This window comes from uncultured Flavobacterium sp. (genome assembly GCF_963974175.1).
GTDB lineage: Bacteria > Bacteroidota > Bacteroidia > Flavobacteriales > Flavobacteriaceae > Flavobacterium.
Window position 1 is genome coordinate 186,088 of the sequence record NZ_CAXBBR010000003.1, and the last position, 23,639, is coordinate 209,726.

Annotated in this window: 30 protein-coding genes; 9 read left to right on the plus strand and 21 right to left on the minus strand. The window is 32.1% G+C overall.

Going from position 1 to position 23,639, the window contains the following annotated elements; translation table 11 throughout:
* Positions 1-138: 138 nt before the first annotated feature.
* On the plus strand, positions 139-786 hold the full coding sequence (locus AAC069_RS06070; RefSeq protein ID WP_339919582.1) for a hypothetical protein: 648 nt from the start codon (positions 139-141) through the stop codon (positions 784-786).
* A 159-nt stretch (positions 787-945) separates the two neighbouring features.
* Complete coding sequence (locus AAC069_RS06075; RefSeq protein ID WP_339919583.1) at positions 946-1,518, plus strand: hypothetical protein; 573 nt, start codon at positions 946-948, stop codon at positions 1,516-1,518.
* A 384-nt stretch (positions 1,519-1,902) separates the two neighbouring features.
* Here the strand turns inward: AAC069_RS06075 and AAC069_RS06080 are convergent, their stop codons facing one another.
* The 18 genes from AAC069_RS06080 to AAC069_RS06165 all read right to left on the minus strand — a co-directional run bounded on the left by AAC069_RS06080 (position 1,903) and on the right by AAC069_RS06165 (position 14,503).
* On the minus strand, positions 1,903-4,230 hold the full coding sequence (locus AAC069_RS06080) for a S8 family peptidase (RefSeq protein ID WP_339919584.1): 2,328 nt from the start codon (positions 4,228-4,230) through the stop codon (positions 1,903-1,905).
* Positions 4,223-5,347, minus strand: a complete 1,125-nt coding sequence (locus tag AAC069_RS06085) for an ATP-binding protein (RefSeq protein WP_339919585.1) — start codon at positions 5,345-5,347, stop codon at positions 4,223-4,225. Before AAC069_RS06085 ends, AAC069_RS06080 begins: the two co-directional genes overlap by 8 nt.
* A 311-nt stretch (positions 5,348-5,658) precedes the next feature.
* On the minus strand, positions 5,659-5,985 hold the full coding sequence (locus AAC069_RS06090; RefSeq protein ID WP_126569108.1) for a DUF3892 domain-containing protein: 327 nt from the start codon (positions 5,983-5,985) through the stop codon (positions 5,659-5,661).
* Between the two features lie 53 nt (positions 5,986-6,038).
* Positions 6,039-7,289 (minus strand): hypothetical protein, encoded by a 1,251-nt coding sequence (locus AAC069_RS06095; RefSeq protein WP_339919586.1) that lies wholly within the window; start codon positions 7,287-7,289, stop codon positions 6,039-6,041.
* A 151-nt stretch (positions 7,290-7,440) separates the two neighbouring features.
* A complete protein-coding gene (locus AAC069_RS06100) occupies positions 7,441-7,650 on the minus strand; it encodes a hypothetical protein (protein WP_339919587.1) in 210 nt (69 codons plus the stop codon).
* A 115-nt stretch (positions 7,651-7,765) separates the two neighbouring features.
* Positions 7,766-8,680, minus strand: a complete 915-nt coding sequence (locus AAC069_RS06105) for a hypothetical protein (protein WP_339919588.1) — start codon at positions 8,678-8,680, stop codon at positions 7,766-7,768.
* Positions 8,681-8,685: 5 nt separating this feature from the next.
* On the minus strand, positions 8,686-9,951 hold the full coding sequence (locus AAC069_RS06110) for an ABC transporter permease (protein ID WP_339919589.1): 1,266 nt from the start codon (positions 9,949-9,951) through the stop codon (positions 8,686-8,688).
* Between the two features lie 3 nt (positions 9,952-9,954).
* Positions 9,955-10,305: a hypothetical protein gene (locus tag AAC069_RS06115; protein WP_339919590.1), complete on the minus strand. Its 351-nt coding sequence runs from the start codon at positions 10,303-10,305 to the stop codon at positions 9,955-9,957.
* Positions 10,306-10,411: 106 nt separating this feature from the next.
* A complete protein-coding gene (locus tag AAC069_RS06120; RefSeq protein ID WP_339919591.1) occupies positions 10,412-10,681 on the minus strand; it encodes a hypothetical protein in 270 nt (89 codons plus the stop codon).
* Positions 10,682-10,693: 12 nt separating this feature from the next.
* On the minus strand, positions 10,694-10,942 hold the full coding sequence (locus tag AAC069_RS06125; protein WP_339919592.1) for a DUF4236 domain-containing protein: 249 nt from the start codon (positions 10,940-10,942) through the stop codon (positions 10,694-10,696).
* A 6-nt stretch (positions 10,943-10,948) separates the two neighbouring features.
* A complete protein-coding gene (locus tag AAC069_RS06130) occupies positions 10,949-11,155 on the minus strand; it encodes a hypothetical protein (RefSeq protein WP_339919593.1) in 207 nt (68 codons plus the stop codon).
* Positions 11,156-11,165: 10 nt separating this feature from the next.
* The gene (gene yidD / locus AAC069_RS06135; RefSeq protein WP_339919594.1) at positions 11,166-11,450 is read right to left on the minus strand and encodes a membrane protein insertion efficiency factor YidD; all 285 of its coding nucleotides are present in this window, start codon (positions 11,448-11,450) and stop codon (positions 11,166-11,168) included.
* On the minus strand, positions 11,451-11,681 hold the full coding sequence (locus tag AAC069_RS06140; protein ID WP_339919595.1) for a hypothetical protein: 231 nt from the start codon (positions 11,679-11,681) through the stop codon (positions 11,451-11,453). It lies immediately after the preceding gene.
* A 158-nt stretch (positions 11,682-11,839) separates the two neighbouring features.
* A complete protein-coding gene (locus tag AAC069_RS06145; protein WP_339919596.1) occupies positions 11,840-12,508 on the minus strand; it encodes a response regulator in 669 nt (222 codons plus the stop codon).
* A 10-nt stretch (positions 12,509-12,518) separates the two neighbouring features.
* Positions 12,519-12,743, minus strand: coding sequence for a hypothetical protein (locus AAC069_RS06150; RefSeq protein WP_339919597.1), 225 nt, complete (start codon positions 12,741-12,743; stop codon positions 12,519-12,521).
* 35 nt (positions 12,744-12,778) lie between these two features.
* On the minus strand, positions 12,779-13,090 hold the full coding sequence (locus tag AAC069_RS06155; RefSeq protein ID WP_339919598.1) for a hypothetical protein: 312 nt from the start codon (positions 13,088-13,090) through the stop codon (positions 12,779-12,781).
* Positions 13,091-13,573, minus strand: a complete 483-nt coding sequence (locus tag AAC069_RS06160) for a hypothetical protein (protein ID WP_339919599.1) — start codon at positions 13,571-13,573, stop codon at positions 13,091-13,093. It abuts the gene before it with no gap.
* A 696-nt stretch (positions 13,574-14,269) separates the two neighbouring features.
* Complete coding sequence (locus AAC069_RS06165; RefSeq protein WP_339919600.1) at positions 14,270-14,503, minus strand: hypothetical protein; 234 nt, start codon at positions 14,501-14,503, stop codon at positions 14,270-14,272.
* A gap of 344 nt (positions 14,504-14,847) precedes the next feature.
* Here AAC069_RS06165 and AAC069_RS06170 point away from each other — a divergent pair, with 344 nt between their 5' ends.
* Both AAC069_RS06170 and AAC069_RS06175 read left to right on the plus strand, forming a co-directional pair.
* Positions 14,848-15,726, plus strand: coding sequence for a hypothetical protein (locus tag AAC069_RS06170; protein WP_339919601.1), 879 nt, complete (start codon positions 14,848-14,850; stop codon positions 15,724-15,726).
* A gap of 467 nt (positions 15,727-16,193) precedes the next feature.
* Positions 16,194-17,039 carry an RteC domain-containing protein gene (locus tag AAC069_RS06175; protein WP_339919602.1) on the plus strand — a complete coding sequence of 282 codons (846 nt, stop codon included), beginning with the start codon at positions 16,194-16,196 and terminating at the stop codon, positions 17,037-17,039.
* A 98-nt stretch (positions 17,040-17,137) separates the two neighbouring features.
* Here the strand turns inward: AAC069_RS06175 and AAC069_RS06180 are convergent, their stop codons facing one another.
* Positions 17,138-17,419 carry a hypothetical protein gene (locus AAC069_RS06180; RefSeq protein WP_339919603.1) on the minus strand — a complete coding sequence of 94 codons (282 nt, stop codon included), beginning with the start codon at positions 17,417-17,419 and terminating at the stop codon, positions 17,138-17,140.
* A 383-nt stretch (positions 17,420-17,802) separates the two neighbouring features.
* On the opposite strand from AAC069_RS06180, the gene AAC069_RS06185 reads away from it, so the two are divergent.
* From AAC069_RS06185 to AAC069_RS06205, 5 genes are all read left to right on the plus strand, one after another.
* Positions 17,803-19,449 carry a helix-turn-helix domain-containing protein gene (locus tag AAC069_RS06185; RefSeq protein ID WP_339919604.1) on the plus strand — a complete coding sequence of 549 codons (1,647 nt, stop codon included), beginning with the start codon at positions 17,803-17,805 and terminating at the stop codon, positions 19,447-19,449.
* Positions 19,450-20,029: 580 nt separating this feature from the next.
* Positions 20,030-20,365 carry a helix-turn-helix domain-containing protein gene (locus AAC069_RS06190; protein WP_197037196.1) on the plus strand — a complete coding sequence of 112 codons (336 nt, stop codon included), beginning with the start codon at positions 20,030-20,032 and terminating at the stop codon, positions 20,363-20,365.
* Positions 20,366-20,514: 149 nt separating this feature from the next.
* Positions 20,515-21,516 (plus strand): transcriptional regulator, encoded by a 1,002-nt coding sequence (locus tag AAC069_RS06195; RefSeq protein ID WP_339919605.1) that lies wholly within the window; start codon positions 20,515-20,517, stop codon positions 21,514-21,516.
* 157 nt (positions 21,517-21,673) lie between these two features.
* Entirely contained in the window at positions 21,674-22,159 is a 486-nt protein-coding gene (locus AAC069_RS06200; RefSeq protein WP_339919606.1) for an ATPase, read from the plus strand.
* A 100-nt stretch (positions 22,160-22,259) separates the two neighbouring features.
* A complete protein-coding gene (locus AAC069_RS06205) occupies positions 22,260-22,880 on the plus strand; it encodes a hypothetical protein (protein WP_339919607.1) in 621 nt (206 codons plus the stop codon).
* Positions 22,881-22,922: 42 nt separating this feature from the next.
* On the opposite strand, the gene AAC069_RS06210 is transcribed toward AAC069_RS06205, so the two are convergent.
* Both AAC069_RS06210 and AAC069_RS06215 read right to left on the minus strand, forming a co-directional pair.
* Positions 22,923-23,252: a hypothetical protein gene (locus AAC069_RS06210; RefSeq protein ID WP_339919608.1), complete on the minus strand. Its 330-nt coding sequence runs from the start codon at positions 23,250-23,252 to the stop codon at positions 22,923-22,925.
* 24 nt (positions 23,253-23,276) lie between these two features.
* On the minus strand, positions 23,277-23,618 hold the full coding sequence (locus tag AAC069_RS06215) for a hypothetical protein (protein ID WP_339919609.1): 342 nt from the start codon (positions 23,616-23,618) through the stop codon (positions 23,277-23,279).
* Positions 23,619-23,639 lie beyond the last annotated feature (21 nt).

Sequence of the window (23,639 nt, forward strand, 5' to 3'; positions counted from 1 at the left end):
CTAAATGTGGGTATTGTAACGATAGTTAAAAAGGCTTTATTTTACGAACTACAATATATAGCTTGAAATATGGTAAAACTTAAAAAAAAGCATTACTTGTATATATTATATACAAGTTAGCAGATATTATAAAAAAATATGGATAAAATTTTAGCAGAACAAATTCAAGAAAATTTTTCAGAATATAAACAATTCATGATTTGGATATTATTAGGTTTTGCAATTTTAATAATTTTATCACAATACATTTACAATCTTCGTCTGTCGAAAAAAATTGAGACCTTTAAAGGAGAACTAAAAAGAAATGAAATTACTTTTAGCAGATATTCGGAATTGCAAATTGAATGCTTAAAAATCATGTATAATCATGTTGTTGATTTACATTTTAGCTTTAATAACCTTTTGCATCCGCAATTTCAAACTCATGATTATTTAAAAGAGAAGATAAAATCTTTAATTGTAGCATTTAATGCCAATATGAATTATTATCACCGAAATAAAATATTGCTTACAGACGATATTATTGCACAAATAGAAATTGTCCATAAAAAATTCAATTTGATAAAAATTATTTTAAAAGGACAATTACACAGTTTATCTGATTTAGAAGAATTAAATGAATCAGTTAATCCACAAGAAATATATGGAGACCCAGAAACAGAAGTTTCGCAAATTTCTGATAGAATAAAAGAACTTAATAAAAATTCTGAAATCTCAACTTTCGAAAAAGACGTCAAAAAAATGAGAACGTTAGTTGAAAAATATTTTAAAGAATTGATAAAATAACATCTGCTAACTGCCATTTAGCGAGATTGTGGTTTTAGTGGAATTACCGTTCCGCATCAAGTTTTCGTTATGCCGAAAATTGAGCGGTTACGCACTTCCAGCCATCTCAAGGTGGCAAAACGTCATAGGGCATTTTAAAATAACAGTAAACTGAAAAATATGCTGAAAATAGACTGGTCCAAAAGTAAGCCAACGTTATCAAAAAAAATGAATGTTTTTGGCAGTCTTTTACTTTTCTTGTCATTCACTATACAAATGTTTCTATACAATTCTTGGGATGAAAAAACAAAACAATTTGACCAAGCAAATAGGGACTTTACAGAAATGACAAGAACCTCATTGGAATATCAAAATTTATATCTTGGATTAAAAAGCCAGGACAGCTTAACAATGCACCTTTATCAACCTACTTTCATTAAAGCGGCTGCCGAAAAATACAGAATGGGTAAAATTATCTCAACCAATATTGAATTGTTAGGAAGCGTGGAAGAAGTGAAAAAGTTTGTTGACAATACAAATGAGTTGTTAGCATATATTCAACATGTAACAGACTTAAACACATTATATGCTTTTGTGCAACTTGCAGACACAAAAATTCCCGAAAATCGAAAATTAAAAGCTAAATGGATGGATAAAATGAACACTAAGAAGAAAACAGCCTCATTCTTTTTCTTAGCCTTGCAGATTTTAGGTTCAATTATGTTGGTTCTAGGTTTTAGATATCAAAATTAATTTGGAAGTAAAAAGGTTTTAAAGATGACATAAAAGAACCATACGGGGGCCCAAAATCAGAAATTTTTCTCGACAATGACGAAATTATTAAAGGACATAGAATGTATTTCGAAATGCAGAAACTAAACAGAATTAAATAAAACATTCCACATTAAAAACTCAAGCTCAATCATAGATAAATTATTTTTTTTATATCAAAATAAATGAAAAAGTTGAATACTCTTTAACATTCGAAAGTAGATTTAGTTTAATTCTTTTCCTAATAATTTCTTACTTATAACCAATAAAAAAGCCCTCACCAGATGGCTTTTTTATTGGTTGTAAGATTATTTCTATATTAGGTTTGTGTTAAAATCTCATTTGTTCCATGGAGAATTCCCGCAATTAGCTTACTCTAATATCAACATTTACTACTGAAACCAACTCTATTGGTAATAGAGCAGGAAACTTAGATAATATACTTGAATATAAATCGACATCTGATTTTGGTGAAGTCACAGTTAATATTAAAGCAAATTTAACTTTTAAATCTTCTAATCTTGAACCTCTCCCTAAAGCATGAATATGAAAAGATGGATTTCTTATACCATTAGTTTGTTTCACTATTTTTCTGGTATCTAAAGTATCCCATTTTAAATCATTTCGTAGATCAGATTCTGTTTTAAATTGCTTTTTAGGAGAATTTGTTACAGGAAACTTACTCTTTGCCCAACCTAAGGAAGTAAGGACTTCCGCCCTTCCGGGATCTAAATCTATGTCAACAGTTTCGCTTTTTTTAAGAACACCATCAATTAAAGAATTATTTATATTCTTAAAAATGTATTTATTTTTATTAGGAAAGAATGCTACTTCAATTGTTGAAGATGTATAATCATCAGGACTCAAATGATCAACATCAGTTAAAACAGCCAGTGTCCATTTAAAAGAAGTTGATCCTTTACTAATAGAGTTATCCCAAGGAATCGCAAATTCCGCATATTTTCCTGTATCTAGTTGCCCTTGATATATAACTGTATATGATTTATCTATGCAATTTACTATATTATCAATATCCTCAGAAACAATTCCATGACCCATTTCGTTGGTATGTAAACTAGATTTTTCTGTTGTAGAATGAATAATTAATGCCTTTGCAATTAAAGCGTTAATATTACCTTTAGATTCACCAATTAGTCTACCGGCGACAGAAGCTACTATTGGGCTTGAGAAACTAGTGCCAGCACTTAATACTTTTTTTCCATCAACATTAGACACCAAATGGATTGGATTGTTATCACAACCTCCAAAAGCTACAATATCTGGCTTCATTTTACTACCCTCTCTACCTGGCCCAATACTACTATAAGGCGCTCTAATTTCTTTACCATCTTTTTTTGTATATGCACCAACTGCTAAGCAATTAACAGAATCCGAAGGAGATTGAATTCTATCATAACCAACTACTTCGCCATCATTACCAACAGCGATACAAAATAAAATGCCATGTTCGTAACTTAATAAATCACAAGAATAAGTAAATCTGGAAATGTTATCATCTAAAATAGGTCCGCTTGGACCTAGACTTAAATTATATACAGAGATATCCTTGTTTAATGGTACAATTTTTTCTATTGCATCTATCGCATCATATAAATCGGGATCAGTTGTGTCTGACGATAGTACTCCAAAACTTTTAACAGAAACATAAGGTTCAGAAATTACATCTGTGGATTTATATTTATTTAATGCCCCGTATAAAACTACTCCAGATACCTGAGAACCATGATCTAGATATTCACTTATCGGACTTCCAGACACAAGAAATTCAGATTCTACATAATTAACTAAATATGGATTAGAAATATTAACTCCTCCATCAATAACTCCAATTACAATTGGAGACTTTTTTGTAAATATAGGAGCTTTAGGTCCGTTACTAGCAGAAAATGTTCTACCATAGCTTGGCAATTCTCTAACTTTTAATGGATGAATTGTTCGCAATGGATTATAGCCTGAAATAGATTTCAAAATTTCCCTATTACCATCAAAGCTAATAAAAGTTACGCCACTATGATATTGTTTGTACCTTATACTCTCCTTATTTACTCCAAATGCTTTAATTTTTTCCAAAAAATGTAAAACACTTGTATTTTTATCAATATCAAACGGGTGCAAAACAGCTTCAAGCTTTCCCTCCCTCCACTCACTTGAGACTCCTAAAATTTGATCGTCCGATTCCAGCAAACCAAAAGAAGATATTTTTCTAATATCATCTTGAAAACCTTTAGTTAAAGAACTTACTCTTGAATTTAAGTGATTTTCTAATCTTTCCAGACTGCCTTCCGTAGCTCTTACGAAATACATTTTTGAGTTATTTTTTTCTGAATTATGGGAATTATCATTTTTAGATCTCCAAACTCTTGACCCAATCTCCTGTATTCCAAATTTTTCAGCACCGTTATTATCAAATAATGATGTTGGGTAATAAGATTTTGCGGTAAATTCAGGATGAACAACAAAGCTCAATATTATTTCATTTGGCATTCGTAATGAATCAGGTAATTTCTTTATAATTGATCTAGTAGTAGAAATATCTCTAAGTAAATTATCTTTAGCATCTTCATAAGTATAAGGTATTGATTTTTCGCCAAAACCACTTTTTTTTGTTACCGCATGAGAATAAACTTCTCCATTATATAATATTGGTCTTCTATTATTTGTATTTTTACTCATGGTTTTTTGTTTTTGATATATGATGATTCACCCCGCTAATACTTAACCCTGTTAACTCAGATAGTTCACGCATTGTTAGTGCGCTCCCTAATAAGTCTTTCGCAATTACACAAAATTTTGCTCTTAATTTTTTATCATTTTGAAAATCTTCAATTTCGTTGAATAATGAATTTAAAGGTTTTTCATCTCTTAATATAAAACGCCTTTTTACATTATTTGCATATTTACACAAATCAGCTGCACTCTTACCTTCAAACATTTCAGATATTGGTTTTAATATATCTGCTGAAGTTCCATTTAAAATTAAAAAGTCTTTCAATTCGTCCTCAAGAATTTTAAGTCTCAAATTTTTTTCAGGCATCGGAAAATTAAGAGTGTGGTCGAATCTTCTCCATATTGCTTTATCCAGTAGCTCTGGATGATTTGTTGTTGCAATAAAAATTGAAGAAATTGGCCAATCTTCAAGTTCCATTAACAATATATTTACAACCCTTTTTATTTCTCCTAAATCAGTATTATCGTCCCTTTTTTTAGCAATTGCATCAAATTCATCGAAAAGTAATACTGATGCACTTTGCTTAGCGTACTGAAGTACTCTTTTAAGGTTTGAACCAGTTTTACCCATCAAACTAGACATACTAGAAGATAAGTCTAAAACAATTAAATTTTTATTTAAAACTGACGCTATATGCTTTGCCAACATTGTTTTTCCAGTTCCCGGTTGCCCAATTAGCAAAAGACTTGTAGACGGCTTTATATCATTTTCAATAAGAATATCAATCTTATTTCTTTCATCAATAAAACCATTAACCCTGTCCATTAAATTAGCAGGAAGAATTGGCAAAACATTTAATTCTGCATCAGGCTTATAAATAATTGCCATTTCCAGTTTAGAATCACCATCAATTGGAATTGGAGAAGTTCCAGCACTTCTTATATTCGTACCTCCTGTTAAAGAATAAGAACTAAGAGTAGTTTTAATATTGTCAAACATTTCAGGACTGTCATTCTTAACAGATCGAGCTAAACTCAAAGCTGCTAATTCAACTCTTTTTGTATCCCCAATTAATCCTGCATGTATCAAATCGATGATTATTTTTTTCTCTGTAGCTTTCAATTTTTTTGTTTTATATATTATACATTCATATACTGAAAAACAAAAATACTTATTAAATAACACATTGAAACTATTTTTTTCTGTTTTTTTACATTTAACTTAAAAACAGAAAAATTACATTAAAAACAATATTAATATTTTTTTGACATACCCAATTGTTTTTTTTTTAGAAGGGTTTGAACATAATTTTAGATATTAGCACTATTTACTTTTAGTGGGATACCTGTTAAATTGTGAATTATGACATCACTACTGATATTTATTTTAAAATAAGATCCTCGCCGTAACGATGACCTTTAATAGCTTTATAATTAATACACATATCCGTAATTTATAAGATGTAGCAGATTATCCTTTAATGTACCGTCATGATTTGTTCTGAGGAAAGAAGGATTACCGTTAACTACATGTACTTCTTCACCAGCTACCCATTGAGTTCTTGCGTAATTCCACAAGAAAGTTTTAGCGCTGTTTGCAGGATTTTGCAATAGTACTACAGCATCTGCCTTGGTCATCTTTGCTGCTCGGCCAATTTCATAACCATTTCCTGCTTGATTTCTTGTTCTTATATGGACAGCATAGTGAGTTATTACTTCTTGACTATTTTTCCAAATTCCTGAAATTCTATATTCTGACATTTTAATCTTTTTTAGTGTTATTTTAATTTTTTAAATATGGGTTTATAAAAAACCTATTTTGTACTGCCGTATAAAATAATATCTGAAATAATATATCTTAATTTATCTTTCAGATCAAAATCAATTTCTAATTCCTCTGCTTTGTTACACATTTCTAAAAGTTTAGAAAGATTAGTGATTTCATTATCAATTTTTGATTTAAAAATATCAGACAATTTCTTTATATGACCAAAAGAACTTCTAGGACCATCAATCTTGGCCTGTATCTTAATTCGCAACTCATCAGGGGTTTTAATCGTTTTAACTTCTTTTAATTCTTTGATAAATTTATCACTAGTATTGAGAACACTTTCCATCGTTTTTAATGTTGCGAAGACATTTTCTGGCTTTGTGGTATGAGAAATTCTTATCCTATTACTTTCAAATGGGTTTTCTTTTGGAAATAAATAAAATCCGTCTTTATTGGTTTTACCGACATTAATGATATTTAGAAAGTTCAAAGAACCTTTCCCTAAATCATTTGTTGAAACTTTAATTGCTGTTGAAACTTCTCCAAACTCACCTGCATCTTTCTTAAATTTTTCTGCAATTATGATTTCTAATTTGGATTCATTAATATGTGCTGATTTGATTTTGTATTCTACTCCTTGATTCTTTTTCATAAAATCATGGAATACAAGCATCGAAACCACAAATGCAAAATCGACACCATATTCATAATATTTATCTATTGAAGTAATACCTCTCAAATAAGTAGTACCATCATTCTCTACGAGACGATAACTCCTATGCTTGTTATAATTATCTGAACTACTGGCCAAATCTTTAAAATACTGAATATTTTGCCTTGCCAGATCAGACAATCCATTTTTGAATAGACTATTAGCGTACTTGGTCATTACATACTCATCCAAATAGGTGTTTTTTGAATCATATTTAGCAACAGTTTTCAAATTTTCCTTCACCTCATCAACGACCACATATTCATCAAAATGAAAAACTATTTCCTTTTTCTTTTCCCCATCAATTAAAAGCATTTCTTCAAAAAGGTTAATATGCTTAATTTCGGCTCTGATTAACTTTCGTTTATAATTTGTACCAAAATGTCTAATACGTTTATAGATAGTATCTATAAAGTCGATAACAATTACTTCCTTTTTAATTTTTTCAATTTCAAATTCAGCATACATTTTTTCTTTATAAGGATGATCTTCCATCAATTCCCATAATTTCTCTATCCTAAGCTTTCCTGTACTTTCTTCAGGGATAAGCACTACATTTTTCTGTACAAATTTTTCTTCCATAATTACTTTTCTTTTTACTCATTATAAATCATTTGATTCTGTGAAGTTCTAACCGCGTCAAAACGAATACGGTTAATTACTTCTTTGACCGCCTATTATTAACACCCAGTTTTTTAATCACAAAACTTTTTTTATGCTAAAACTGCTATAATCAATCTTCCCATCCACAGAGTGTTAATCCGTAGTTCTGAGCTTGAGAAAGTGATGTTTTTACTATTCCGTGTATACAGGCTGATAATCCACGACAGTTTTCAGTATAATGGTATTTTTTTGCTCCTCGTGGTCCGCAGATGTACACTTTAGTCACTATGGGGTGAAAGGAAGTCAAAAAAATAAAAAGTAGGATTACAATAGATTTCATTTAAATAATTTTGTTACTAAAAGTAGTACTGAATTTGTTCCTGGGTCATGTTCATTGCCATTTTCACCAGTAGCTTTTAATTTTTCATCTGGATTGACACTAAGATTACTAATACTTAATAAGGGTTTAGTATAAAATCTTTAATCACTTTATCCATATTACTTGGCAAACCCGTTTCCTTAATTTCAAACCGTTTCACTTTCATTACAGTAAACCAATTACTCCAATATTCCTTGATTACTTTTCCTTCATAAGGATTCTTTTTATCTGGATTTATCCCTAAAACTAAAATCTCCAGATTTGATAAATTTTCATTTGCTTTAATAAAACCAAAATGTTGTTGCTGCATTTTTTCTTTCCAATTGGCTTTATTTATGCCGTTGGAACGAATCATTTCTGGTAACAAGTAAGAAGTTGAATTTCCTTCTTTGAATTTTGTGTCTTCATAAAAAATATAACCATCTGTGAGTATTACCAAGATATTTCTACGACTAGGGTCAATACAATAATCATTAACATTATTTTCAAAAAACTTCCATATATCAGATCCTATATAATTATTATCCTTTATCGCTAAATCATAAATTTTAGCAGTTTCATTATTATAGGCTGTATTGACTAAACTTATGGTGCTTTTCGATGCATTATTTTTATTAATCTCAAATTTTAATTTCTTTGAGATACTATTAATTTCTTGGTTTTGCGGCTCAGGATTAAAATAAACTTCTATCTTGTCATTTATAAGCCTCGTTTTTTTATCTCTAACATGATTTGTAAATGCTTGAGAAACAGAATTGATATAACCTAAATCTCTTTGATAAAATTCCATTGCTGTATTTGAATATTTCTGAGGATCTATTCTATCCGATAAATCTAAGAGGATACTTATATTGTAGTTTATATTGGGACTATTTACTTTTGTGCTTTGTATTTTTTCTTGTGATGCATTGGTAGTTTCATCATTTTTACAAGAAATCGTTAAATTAGACAGTACCAATAACAGTAAAATTGTTTTAAAATCTTTTTTCATAAGTATTAATTTTTTGAGTAAACTAAATGTTGAAAATCTGAATTTATTAGATCAAGTGATTTTAAATGGTCTAAGGCAATGTTATCACATTCAATTAATAGATCATCTTTTTGGTTTTTAGCCAGTGCTATTTCTGTTCCAATAGCTTGAAACCAGCCTTCTTTATATTGATTGTGATAGTTTAAATATTCTTTTACTGGAAACACAAAACCATCAATTTTGGATTGCAAGACTTTTATATCTCCTCTATGATGATCCATCTTATTTTTAAAGTCAAGTATCTTATTTGAATTGATTAATTTAACTTTTTCAAAATTTATTATTTCTTCTTTTTTACCCCTAATAAAAACTCTTATTTTATCTTTATTTTCATTCTCTTTCATCACAAAATCAAATACTAATCCCCAAATAACATAAACCACAAATCCTGCAAAAATAATCATCCAAAATTCAGATTGACCTAGCGCTATTTCTAAATTATAGAGTGGTGAATCTGGAGTTTTATTAAAATCATAAATTTTCTTTTCAATCACATAAGCCAATAGACCATCAAATAAAAATGTTGTAGCGAAAAGTGCAATTATTCGAAATGTCTTTTTTATTCCAATGCCTTTTTGCATCATGTGAATTACATATCCCAAACCCATAAATACAAAAGGAATAGTAATCACTAAGACTCCTTCAAGCCAACTTGCTTTAAATGAATTGGTCAAAGCATCAGCGTCAAAAATGGCAGCAGTTAAGCTAGCGTCTGTGAACTCTTTAAAAAAAGCAGAATAAGAGGCAGAGATATAAAAGACTAATAGATATAAGGTTATTGGCAAGAGTAATATCAAACCAATATAAAACTGTGCAGATCCACCCTTACCATCATCAATATATTTTTGTGGATTTACTTTTACATCAACAATTTCATGCTGAGTGTTTTCAATCTTATGCTCTATTTCCTGCTCCTTCTGTTCATAAATTCCGATAGCCGTTTCACATTTTTTAAGCTCAGTCCTACTTTTTTCTTGTTCTTCTCTATAGGGTTGTTTTAGTCTTTCTTGCTCTAAAATTTGTTTGCGACATTGGTCTTCAAAACTGCTGAATAAATTTTGTAAACAGGCTCTAAGAACGATGGGTTTTCCGGTTGCCTTTATAGAAGCAGCAAATCCGCTTTGATAATATGTAATTCTTATTTGTTCTCTGTCTTCCTCGTTCTGTGGACTACTATTTATTTGACTTTCTTCCGTTTTCTTGAGGCTAAATAATTGCTGTAATGATTTCATAAATTAAGAATTTAATTGATTAATAATCTCCTTTTTATCAATGCCTTTCTGCACACAATCGATAAGATAACTACTTAATTCATCTATATTCTCATCTAAGAACTCAAATTTTTTGCAATACTTTTTTAAGGTATTTAATTCATCATCCGTGATTTTTCTGTCGGCCCACATAATGCGCGTCAAATCATACAAATATTCAATTCTTATATTTAAATCTTCTGGAATATCTGCTTCCTGATTAACTGGATTAAGAAATAATTTATCCAATTCTTCTCTGGGAATACCCCTTTCCTCTGCTAAATGATATAACATTTGCAACTCCAGAATATCAAAATTATCATCTGTTAAAGCCATCTGATACAGTCTAAGAAAATGGCTTTTCAATTGGATACTTATAGTCGAATTTGAATTCATACTTTAAAAAATTAAATGGTTATTATTTGGTTTGCTTTCTTTTAAACTAGGATTCTCCTATTCTTTTTGAACTTTTAGTGCTTTTACCCTTTTTTGAACTAGTCTTCTTTTTTGGAGCAGGCGCACAAACGCCACAGGTCCCTCCTTCTTTGGCGCAATGCTTACAACCCGAACAATTTTTACAGGCGGAACAATATTCCGAACCGGAACATCCCCTAGCCTCACAGCTTGAAGCAATTAATTTTTTCGAACTTGTTTGACTTGAAGCGGTCCAACTAAAAAGGAGAAATAAAGAGGTGTATAAAAATAGTTTCATAATAAATAATTCTTATTGAAAGAGTTGATAAAATACTATACCTAAACCCAAGTAGACGATAAATGCAACGAGACATCCACTAGATTTTGATGAATTAAATGATTTCCTGAAAGATGCACCTGGCACTCCAGTCCTCACCGAGAAACCCTTATTACTGATAGTTCCGCCTTTAGTCTTTAGACTTGGCGAAATTCCTGACTTACTAACATTTAACCCTAAACCGCCGCCAAGGTTAATTCTTTTGGAGAAGCGAAAACTCATAATGAACTAGCTTTTATGGCAATCATTAGAACACGTTTCACAACCGTCTGACTTTGAATACGTTTTTTTTGCTTCAGTAACAGCTAATTTGCAATTTTCATGTTGACCTAAAGCTTTTCTATTTAAAAGACTTGGTAAATACCTACAATCTGCTGTATGAACTTCATGATCACCATTTGATTGCGCTTGATTGTTTACATAATAATTTTTCATACTATTTAATTTAATGGATTAAAAATCGGTTTGCAATTTCTTCACTTTCAACAATAATTTTTGAGTGAAGTAATATTTGTGTTTTATTAGTAATTGGACTTTTGAATATTTCAAAACCCCCTCGACAATTTTTGTATCTAAAAAGAAATGCTTTGGTCCCTATTATAAATCCTTCTGCTTTTGTTTTCTCATAAACATAAGTAGAGCATGACTTTTTAAAGATGCATTTTGCCTTTCCATTTTTTGATTTAAAAAACCAGTAGAGTTGAATTGCAAGTAGTATCGTATACTTCATCTATTTTTCGAAAACAACCATTTGTCTACTTGTTGTAAATCCAGGTTTACTAGCTATACCAAAGCAACCAGATTCTGGTTGAACAAAAGTGGAAACACTCTCTAGTCTAACATATTTCCAACCTTGGTTTGTATGATTTTTTATTAGACTTTCTAACTGTTCAGCAACATGATTAGAATTGCCTTTATTGGCCTCTATTGAAGCTACGAAAGGGACTACTTTATATTCCATATTTTTTTTTTATTAATTTATTCAAAGATAAAACCATTAAAAGTCAACTCCTTACGGTAAACCGTAACCCAATTCATTATTTTATTTAAACCATAAAAAAAAGCTCCCGAAGGAGCTAGAATCTAAAGAATAAATTAAGGTATATTAAGAGTGGAATTTTAAACAATTCCTAAATCCTTGGCTATAGCGACAAGATGTACCGTGTTATTTGCTTTGAAATAAATTTTGAGTTTATTGATATGTTTTTCAATAGAACTCTTACTATTAGGGCTAATGCCTTCAAGTTTAAATACTGCTTCAATATTTTCTAAAGAGATTCCTCGTGAGAGATACTTGATTAACTGCACGTCATAATTATTTATTTCACTCGTAGTCATATCTTGAAGCACGTACAACAATTCAGGAGAAATATTTTCTTGTTCCTCCTTGTAGGCTTTTTGAATAGCTCTTCTTAGGTCATATATTTTATTTCTACCTTTTAATACATAGCCATCTATATGAAGGGCATCAAATAATAATTTGATACGGTGCGCTTTGTCTTCAATCGAAAAAACAATTACTTTAATATTAGGACACTCCTTTTTTACTGCAGCTATCAATTCTTCGCCTGAATTGAGTTTGTTCAATTGGTGATCCGCTTTAAAGGACAAATCAGAAATAAGCAGTTGAAAAGGAGTACCATCAAAATTTGCTTTTTTAACCTTTAACAATGCTTCATCACAATATTTTGCAAATTGAATTTCAGCAACATCAAGTTCATTCAGTGTCTGAACAGCACCCAAATCATTAAAATCAATATCATCCGCAATTAAAACTTTTGTAAACATATTTGGTGTATTATTTTGGAATTAAAATTTTAGCCTTAAAACCTTTATTGGTTTGAGAATCAAAAGTAAGTATTCCATTTATTGTCTGAATACGGTTTTCCGCATTCTGGAGACCATTTTTTAAAATTAGTTTCTCCGTAAAACCAATTCCATTATCTGAACAATCAATTTTGAGAGTATTTTGTTCCAAATCAAAACCAATAAGCTCTAAACTGACTTGACTGTATTTTTTCATATTAATCATAAGTTCTTACAATACTCTTTGTATAGCTATCTTTTTTCTGCTTCAACTTTTGACCAATCTATTGGGTTACCTTTTTTAATAATAACCTCGGTAGTATAATTGAGCATTTGTTTTAAATTCTGCTCAAACTGTTCTCCCGTTTCTATACGACTATTCACCTTAGAAAAGTTTCGGGTTCTAACATATATTTTATCAAGATTATCTAAAAGAGTTTCTTTTTTTATTGGATTCTGCAAATCTTGAATTTCAGCATAAATCATAGCATAAAAAATGTCATTACCCAATTCATCATGGAGTTCCTTGTAAATTCGGGTTTCAGTAGTATAACTTGCCTCCAATCATTCGTGTTTGGTTTTACTTTTGTAGTAATTGATTATAAATCCAATCCCGCCAAGTAATATCATAAATCCAAAAAAGAGCAGGTACTTTTGGCTCTTTTGTATTGAAAGTTGCAAGAGGGCTTCTGCCCTCTGCCCCTTATATTTGACGCTTTCCAGATTGGCTTTTCTAGAATCATATCTAATTTTAGCAAATTGATTTTTAGCATTATTCCAAACTTTTTTAATACTGTCATCTAAACTTACAAACAATACGGCATAACGATTTATTCCTTTTTCTTGATTATATGACATTAAAATTGTCAGGGCCTCTAACCTTCCATCCATGCTTTGATATTTTGTAGCTATTGCATAAGCTTGCAATGCATTTTCTTTTGATTTTTGATAATTCATTCCTTTATAAAAATCAACTAAATGCAAATATCTTTCAATACTTCGATAGGAATCACTTATATAAATCCGCATTGCTAAAGCCTGGTTCATAAGTTCTACTCCTTTTTTATTACTATCACATTTATAATAAGCAAACCCCATATTATCAGTAACTATGGCTTTCTTATAAGGTAGCGTATCTAAAAAATTCGATTTAAAAAGGGGGCTAAAATAGCTACCACGCCCTTATATTGTTTTTGTTCTATATAGACATTAGCCATATTATTGAGCGGCGTAACCCTTACTATTGAATCGCTAGCAATTTCTAAGATTTTAATGTAATAAAAAACGGCATCATCATAATTCTTTAGCTCTTATGCAGAGATACTAAATAAATTAATTGCAGCTATCTGATATTCCAAATTATCATGAATAGAAGGCAACCCCTCAGTTAATATTTCTTCGCTGTTACCATAATTACCAAATATCTGCTGGATTCGTGCCAACTGAATTAAAGTGTAAGCAGAATATGCACTATCTTTTTAAGTTTCAAATATCTCTTTTGACTTGTTGTAATAATAGTAGGCGCTATCAAATTTTTTTGCAGTTTAATACAAACCTCTTAAATTGGAGAATTTCTTAGCTAGGACACTTTTAGGCGTTTCTTCTTTTTTAATAGTAACAAAAGGTATCTCGGTACTCTTTTGGCAAGATATACTTGGAAGTAAAAAAAATAAAATCGAGGAACGCAGCATACAATGCTACTTTCCCCGAAATTAGCGGTTAATTATAAACAAAGGCTTATAATTAAGGATTTTTGGGTGGTGTAATAATAATTATGTCATCGCCAGGACCGTCACTAGTCATAGAAGTGCTTATATTCAACATCGGAATAGTGTCACTTTCCTTGAATTCTAGCCCTTTTGTTTGTACTCTAAAATCTTTTGCTTGAGGAATTGCACTATCAATCGCATCCGCTTCACAGGATACCATAACTAAGCCCGATACTGCAACAGCAGCTGTAAAAAATATTTTTTTCATGATTTAAATTTTTGAAAATTTGACATAGGTTTGGCCGTTCGATATCTTTAATCGAATAATTAATAAGGGCCAAACCATTAAAATGAGAACAGTTTTTTGGGTTACGGGAAGTAAAGTGGGCTAGTACGGAATCGTTTAATTATACTTCCCGGAATAAAAATTCTGTTCTGTATAGCCTCACTTTTATAGAAGTAGTTTTGTACATTTGTCCGTATCGCGAAATAGAACAAGAACTAATTCTGAAGCAAAGTAATGACGCTTCCACAGTAAAATTGCCGTGGAATTCCCATGATTCCCACTAGTACGGTGGATTCCTTGAAATTCCTGAAAATTCCTTTAAGCTTATGATGAAAAATACTTTAGAAGATTATAAAGCAGCGGTTAAATTGAAGTATGAGTCTGAAAAGATTGGAAATTATTCTAGTTTTTTGCTAAATCCTTCACGTGCCAAATTGAGGAAATTGTGTGGCGAGTTATTTAAGAATAACACTAACACTGATGATTTAAAAAGCTTTTCTGCCTTTTTTCAATTTGATTTTTCTTTAAATTGCTCCAATAGATTAAAAGAGCAAACAGATAAATTCAGGCCTATTGAAACGTTTTTTAAAGGAGAAACTGATTTAGCTGATATTGAAGCAGTGAATATTGCAGCCATATTAGTCGATTTTAATTCACGACCTTATCTTAAATTCTCAAAACAGGAAGCTTTAAAAAAAGAGAACATTCCCAGTACGAGTATTGAGAGTCTAAATACAGGCGATGTTTTTGGAGCAACTGAGTTTATTAAAAAGAATACTATTAGTGCGGATCTCCCAATTCAACCATCGTTCTTGAAAAAGAAAAAATTAAGTCTTTACCAAAAAAAGGTAGTTATTCCTGGAATGCTATTAATTATAATGTTGAGTGGTATTGGATACAGTTTTTTACCCAAAAAAGAGTGCATGCAATGGCAAAAAGACCATTATGAAGCAGTTGACTGTGAAACTAAAGCAGTTGGTTTTGTAGACTTGTATTCAACTATGCCTCTAAATAAAAATATGCTGAATTTTAGAAAAATTAAAATTTGTGATACTACAACCTTTTTTAAGCACAATAAACCAATATTGTGGTATTGTAAAAAAGGTAATCAATTGGTTTTTTTTAATGGACCTGGTTTTAACCCTGAAAATGAAAAACCTTTAAAACCAATTACCCAATATATGATTGATAAATATATGAAGTAAACGGACTCAGGTGCTTTGTATTCCTTTTATGTTACAATAAGTAAGACCTAAGCCCTTTCTGTAATCCCAATCCTTTCGTTATAGTTGTTCAAAACGAATTATTCATACCGCTTTGTTACTCTATTAAATTGAGTAGTATTAATTTTAGTAAGATAAAAACAAAGCGTTTTTAACGAGGATAATTGGAAAATATCACACTTCGAGCTTTTCCTGCTTCTTACAAATACCAGCCATTCTTATTGCTCCGACATCACATTCCATAACTACCACAGTTTATTTTAAAACTACGCAAGAAATTATCATAGACGCAAAAAAAATAAAATTATAACTACTATGCAATTCGGGAATTTCACTATTCAATTCGGGAATCGCACACCACACCATTTGCAACAATAGTAATCATCAAATAGATTTACAGCCCAATTCAATTATCAAAAAAGTCAATTTGTAAATCTTAAACCGCTTCAATGAAATTATTTTCTGAATCCTTGATGTCCCAATTAGAACAGCAATTAAAAGAAATCCATCTGCAAATAGAAAATCCAATTCAATCGGCTGAATTGTCCATTAAAAGTAGCGTTAATGCCTTAGAGAGACTAAAATCCTTTTTCATAAAATACAAATCGTTGAACAAGAAAGGAGAAATAGAATTCTTTCGCGACATCAAACCAAAGTTTGCGGCTAAACTCATTTACTACAGCGAAATCTATACTATAGAAACCAACAAGCCATTGGGTTCCCATAAAACAATAGCTAAATATTATAACTCCGAACTTCTTAAATTAAAGGTTTTCTTCAAACAAAACCAGGAATTTTATCGCTACTGCCGCACGGCTAACAACTGTCTTGACAGCAAATATTATATACGCGAAAAATACGACCTTAAATTGATGATGGATAGTGTTTATTTTCAAATAGACCATCGCTTCGCAACCTCTCACGACTATAAGATGGCTCGTATAATAGCGAACGATGAAATAAAAATTTTTCTGCTGGAACAAGTGGAAAAACTAGAAAGAAAGGCAATAACAGCACAATCTCCTTCCCCACTCCCTAAAAGCCTAAAATGGACAGGATCAAAAGTAGATTTGATAGAATTAATTTATGCGCTGCATTCAGAAGGCGTTTTTAATAATGGAGCCACAGGGCTCAAAGAAGTCATATCCTTTTTCGAGTCTTCTTTAGAAATCGAATTGGGTCAATTCAACAGGGTTTTTCTGGAAATCCGCAACAGGAAATCCGATAGGACAAAATTTATGAATACACTCAAAAACAAACTCACAATCCGCATGGATGATGCAGATGAAAATTAAAAAAAAGCTGCTCAAATTAGAGCAGCCTTTTAGCTTTGGTTGCAAAAAAAATCATACTGTAATAATAACTACCATAGTAATGTGTATGATTTTTATGTCTAGTTACTACTTCCAGTACCACCAGTAATATGGCCGATAAGTATTTTCCAGTCTGGATCAATAATATCTTCTTCCTCCGTTGTGACTGTATTAGCCGTTAAGCTTTCCGCAGCGAGCACTGCATCCCCTTTTTTGGGAGCATAATAAGGAATTTCGTTCTTCACATCTGCCTTGCCTATCGTATCGCCCTCTACAAAAGGACTATCGGTGCTACAGGATGCAAGCGAAAATAGAACGGATAAACAAATTACTGTACAAAAACCTAAATAGAATTTTTTCATCTTTGATAATGTTTTAAATGTTACTGATTACTTTTTAATCAGTTCATTTCTCCCGGGATAATCTGAACAATTTTGATGGTGGTTTTGCTCATAACAAAACCGTTTGAATTCAAGGCAAAACTAATCGGTCCTTTCCTCTCCGGCAAGCCAACAGCTGTTCAATTCGGGAATCCATGATATGCAATTCCCGAATTGAATACACTACATTTTACTCTAAAATCCAACTAAACAGCAAGTTAAACTCAATGAAACGAAAGAATCCTTTATAAGGCTAATTCTTGTAATCAATTACATTATTTTAGCTACATTTATTTTACAAAATACAGTCCCAAAGACATTAATCTTATGTTTTCTAATCAGTAAGCCCCCAATCTTTTAGAAATATGACGAAAAAATACTTACTTATAATATGGTTATGTCTGTATTGTAATGCTTATGCACAACAAAATAATTTTGTTATTCCGGATAGTCTTTCAACTAAAGACTATGAATATTTTAGTAAAAACATACTTTATGAGGAAAAGGACAGTATCAAAGAAAGTTTGTATGCACAATCATGGTTAGCTAAAGCAAAAAGGGAAATAAACTTCGACCAAATGGCGTTGGCATATAAAGTATTAATTTATAAAAACGATAAAAAGTTACGGCTTACATATGCCGATAGTATGCTGATAGCTGCCAAGCGGACAGCCGACATGGCATTAATCGGAGCAGCGTACATGACGAGAGGAGCAGTCTATTATGACCGTAAGGAACACATGAAAGCACTTGACAACTACCTGATAGCAGATGAATACATTTCGAAGACAAACAACCAGTACCAAATTTACAAAGTAAAATATGGCATTGCTCAGATCAAATATTACCTTGGGTTTTACGATGAGGCAGTAGCATTATTTAAAGAATGTCTTGGGTATTTCAAGCAAGAAAATAGCCGTGCGTATCTGAATACACTTCACTCTTTAGGGCTTTCTTACAATCGCATAGGCAAATATAAGTTATGCAGCCAGATGAACCAGACAGGTCTGAGCGAGGGCCTGCGTTTTAAAAACCTAGAAATGCAGCCCTACTTCATTCATTCCGAAGGGGTAAATCAGTATTTTAAACACAATTTTCCTGACGCAATAAAGAAATTGACGAAGGCACTGCCGGCTGTGAAAGTGAATAAAGACTTTACAAACGAAACGACGGCCTATTTTTACATAGGTAAAAGCTACTGGGCCCTAAATTTACAGGAAAAGGCAGTACCCTACTTAAAAAAGATAGATGAAGCTTTCCAAAAACAAAAGTACATACGCCCTGATTTACGGGAAGCTTATGAACTATTAATTCATTATTATCAGGAACAAAACGACAAGGAATTAGAACTATACTACTTCAGCACCCTGTCAAAAGTAGATCAGCAGTTACTTAAGGATTATAAATACCTTTCAGGCAAAATATACAAAGAATACGACACAAAAAAAACACTTCAAACTCAAATAAACAATGAACACTACTGGACAGTTGTGGTCTCCATTATAATAACTATAATGTCAATAATCATTGTGTTTCTGGTGCACAGACACTATAAAAACAAAAGATTATTTGAAGAATTAATGAATCGTAAACCCGACACGGCCCAATCATTAGTATTAAACAATACCAGTAAAGAACTCGATATCAATCCTGAACTAATTACTACAGTTCTAAAAAATCTAGAAAAATTTGAGCGCAATAAAAAGTACCTCGAAAAAGACATGACTTTGGCAAAAATGGCTTCATTACTAAACACCAATACAAAATACGCTTCAAAAATTATTTCACGCTACCGTGATAAGGGAACAATTGAATATATCAGTGATTTAAAGATTGAACATATTGTAGAACTACTCAAAAACGATAACACATACCGCAAGTACAAAAATGAGGCATTAGCTGACGAAGCAGGTTTCGGTTCTACCCAAAACTTTACACGAGCGTTCAAAAATCAAACAGGCCTCTCTCCCACCTACTTCATCAGTGAATTAAAAAACCAACAACATTCATAAATAATAACAAGACATCATCTGAGACGTCCTTATAGTTGAAATACCAGAAAATCAAGGCGTGGATTTAAGCGTTGTCCACAGGGAGTTTTATTCGAACCGACTGCATAATACAAAAGAAAAAAATTCCTTAAAAATAAAAAAATAACATTCAACCAATAAACGTTCAACTGTACTCTCCTCACACCGCCCTTATAATTTTACGCCATAAAATCACGGTAAGAATTTTAGCATTGGCCGTAGGGAGTGCCCCCCGAGTCGAGTGTGAAACACGAGCGGCTGGGGTCGCGATAGGGAAATTTGTCCGATGATTTTGGGTGTAAAAATATTCAGGCTTGATTTTTTTGTTACTTTTTTCATCAAGGAAAAAAGTAAAGACTTTCTTCAAATATAAAAACAGCAATCAACCAATAAACGTACAATTACAACCTCCTCACAACTCCCTGAACACTAATCCCGATATCAATCGAGACTGAACACTGATCACTAAACACTACTTTTCTTTCACAACTTGTGAACCACTTGTGATATAAAATCAACCAATACCAACACTTTTGTACCATAACAATCTAAAACATAAGTTATGGCACTTGAAAGCAACAGCTCCACCAACGCTACTAAAAACAGAATGTACCGCGAGCAATTAATTACAATGGAAGACTTAAACGAATTTCGAAGTCTTCTTCTCAATGATTTAAAAGGAATCATACAATCCAAACCACTTCAACAAAAACAATGGCTCAAATCCAATGAAGTCCGAAAACTGCTGAATATTTCACCAGGTACTTTACAAAACCTTCGTATTAACGGAACGTTGACCTACACCAAAATAGGTGGCATTATGTATTACGACCAAACTGATATAGAAAAACTTTTAAACGGAAATAAAGTAAATGCCCTGCCGACCCTTTTCAAGTAAAGTCATTACAAGTAACGAAACAATCTCTCTAACCTCGACAAAGGAAGACAAGAGGACTTTATTCGAATTAGAGGAGTAATCTCATTAACTCCTTACAACTTGTGGTTAATCAAACTGAACACTAAAAACTGAACACTGAACACTATCTTATGAACTACATCAAACACCTCACCGGATTTTTCAATAAAATCAATTACGAAACCAACCTCAACCCTACCCACATTTCACTCTATTTAGCCCTTTTCCAATGTTGGAACGTGAATAGGTTTAAGAATCCAACAGGCATTTCTCGGGAAGAAATCATGAAAGCCAGCAAAATCAATTCAAAAGCGACGTATCATAAGTGCATGAAAGAGTTGGAGCTTTTAGGGTTTATGGTATACAACCCAACATTTAATCCCCACTCCTCCTCTACCATAATCATGATCAATTTCTCTGAAAAAGAAAAAAAAATTACAAAATTACCACAACCAACCCATTCAAAAAATGAACCCGTTCCCAATTTGACAGTAGCAAAAAACGAACAAGTCATTGAACAGCTAAATGAACCGCTCTATATATATAATAAAAAACAAACAGTTAAAAACAATTTAAACAAAACAAAAATAGATATAGAAAAAATTTCAAGAAATAAACCAGTTCAAAATTTGAATCCTTTAATAATTCCAGAAGAAAAAAATGAAATGCTGGAAGTATGGACCTATGACAATCGGCAAATAATTACAGTATTCGCCGACACCGATAAAAAACAAACTGAAAGCAGTCGGCAAAAAACTTGCGCCAAAAAAGAAAAAACAATTGAACTCGATTTAATTTTTGAAGCAAGCTCAAAAAATAAAACAGAAAACAGTTTGTACGAAACTGTCATTTCGAACGAAGTCGAGAAACCCTCACTCGAAATGATACTGGAATATTTCTCTTTCAAGGAAAGTTCCCAAATAGAAGCCAATAAATTTTTCAACTACTACTCCAGTATCGGTTGGCTTATAGGCGGAAAAACAAAAATGAAAGATTGGAAAGCAGCAGCTCGAAACTGGATGCTCAACACAGCTAAGTTTGCTACAAATGTTCCAAAAACCAATTACAACTCGCAACCAAAACCGATGCATCTGCACACGGCAACCCAAAAAAACTATGATGAACCATTGTAAATCCATTCATGAAACCTTCGTGCTATACAAAGGTTTCAAAGTATATAATTTCAAAAAATGCCTGGAATACCTCGAGAACCAAGGAAAAACAACCTATGGAAATTCATTTCAAATTAACGAAACGGACCACCCAACCATCTATAAATTGTTGATTTATATGATTCAAGACGAGAAAATAGCCTTAAAACTAAAGATCGACCTAGCAAAAGGCATTCTAGTATCTGGAGCAATTGGTTGCGGCAAAACGTCTCTAATGCATCTAATACGACCTTTTGCATATCAAAACTCCGACTATAAAATCAAAACATGTAGAGAAGTCTCTTTTGAGTTTGCCAAAAATGGCTTTGAGGCCATCAACTGCTACACAATAAAGCAAGCCAATCAATCGCGACTAACGGGTTATTGTTTTGACGATTTGGGTGCAGAACAACAAATCAAGCACTTCGGTAATGATTGCAACGTCATGGCTGAAGTACTTATCAGCCGGTACGAACAGTTTATCGAAAACAAATCCGTCACGCACATCACCACTAACCTTTCCGCCTCCGAAATCGAAAATAACTACGGCAACCGCCTCCGTTCCAGAATGAGAGCCATGTTTAACCTCATCACCTTCGATAAAGAAACAAAGGATAAACGATAACAATCATTCCTTGAACAAAGCAACGGCATCACTTTGAGCAAAAATTATATCGAAAAGCAAATTTAAACTTGTCAAACCTTAAACTTTAAACTTTTTCATCATGAGAAAAATAAACACCTTCTGGAACTGGTTCCAAGACAACAATCAAACGATCAAAACTATAAACAACGAAACCATTGAAAAACAAGAACACATCCTGTTTTGGATCAACAAACACTTGGGGTACTATTGCAAAGAAATAGACTTCATAATCGTTTTTCCAAATACCGCAAAAGACAAAACCGAATTCACAATCACCTGCAATGGCAACCCTGAATACTTCAATCAAGTAATAGCATTAATTGACAACGCCCCTAAATTGAAAACATGGAAATTTACTGCCGTACTTTTACCATCCCAAGTCGAGAGAAGGGACATTCCTATATTTTCAGACATAACGCTGAAATCAAATGATTCAAAATTCCTTTCACTGGATTACAATGAAAATGCTAAAAAAGCGAACATATTTATCCATCTTAAAAGTAAAAAAATAATATGCAACACAAAGACATTCAATCAAGTAATAGCACTTATTTCGCAAGATCAATTAAGCGAATTAATAGTCGACAAAAATAACACTTTGGTACAACTTCCTCAGGAACCACAAGAAAATACAGAGAGTATTCAACTATACGATTTAGAAACTCTTACCGAAATTTTGAACAAACAAAACAACACCTAGCCTAATCCCAGACTGACTATGTTTCCAAAATTCCTTTATCGCCTATGTCTGTGGTTTTTCCATCAACGCCCGCAGTTGGTCCAAAAGTTCCGCTTCATCAATCGGTAAAAGCTGAATAGCAATTTCAAGAATATTACTAATGTTGACAAGGGGACTGACAATCAAACCAGGATCATGAGATTCTTCCGTCTCGATAGCTTTAATACAAAGCTTAATCAGGTCACTAACCACAAAAATGAGGTCTTTGTAACCTACTACGCCAAAAGATGCAGTATAGACCTCTTTTTTGTACTTATCCGGAGATAATGAAGTAAAATGTTTGTCTGTCAGTTCGTTCAAATTAGTCAATTTTTTAATAACAGATAATTCCATAATTTTATTAGTTGTGTTTAACAATTACGATTTTGTTTCCGAATCTTCTACCCCATCAAATACCAATTGATGTATCTTATCAAGTAATTCCGCTTCCTCCAAGGGAACGAGCTGCAATACAATTTCCAATACGCCACGAATCGCCACGCAAGGGTTTTTAATAGATGTCACCGACTCTTGTTCGGCATCAAGTGCCAACAGCGAAAGTTTTACAATGTCCAAGATGAACAAATGCAATTCCGTGTAACTTTTAACCGGTAAAGTGATATTGTAGTGTCCCTTTCGATCATCTGGCTTTAGCACTATAAAGCTTTTCCTTGCAAGCGTTTTTAAATCTTCGAGAGATTTGATTTTATTTGTTTCCATAATCCTTAAAATAAATTATAT